We start from the raw sequence: 398 nt of genomic DNA on the forward strand, positions 1-398 counted from the left end.
ATTCCAGGCGTGGCCGCGCACATGCCACGCGAAACGCCGAAGCAAGTGATCTACCGGTTCGACGATCATCGGTGGCTGGAACTGGAAGGATGGGAATGCGAAGGTGCGTTGTGGTATCTCGACTCGAAGCTCAACATTAGAACCGAGGTCGTGCCGCAGTTTTACCGGATTGTTTTTTATCCTTATCTTCACCCTTCGACACGATACATCGCCATTCCGCTAGAGGACTTCAGCGGAATTGAGATTTCTCGCGACGGAGGCAGAACGTTCGGGACGAGTGCGCATGTATTCGTCCCGGATTGGGGGCATTACGATGGTCAATTTCCCATGCCGGAGGACGTGAAGCAATTCGTCGTTGTGGATGATCGCGGCTACATCGAGATGAAAAATGGCCGGGT

General features: G+C 53.8%; 1 protein-coding gene. It reads left to right on the forward strand.

What is annotated here, in order from left to right; translation table 11 throughout:
• Positions 1-398: T6SS immunity protein Tli3 family protein (locus NCT03_RS33725; protein WP_502800459.1), on the forward strand; the 398-nt coding region annotated here is incomplete at both ends.

Origin of the sequence: Caballeronia sp. GAWG1-1, from assembly GCF_023631465.1 — a bacterium.
Lineage (GTDB): Bacteria > Pseudomonadota > Gammaproteobacteria > Burkholderiales > Burkholderiaceae > Caballeronia.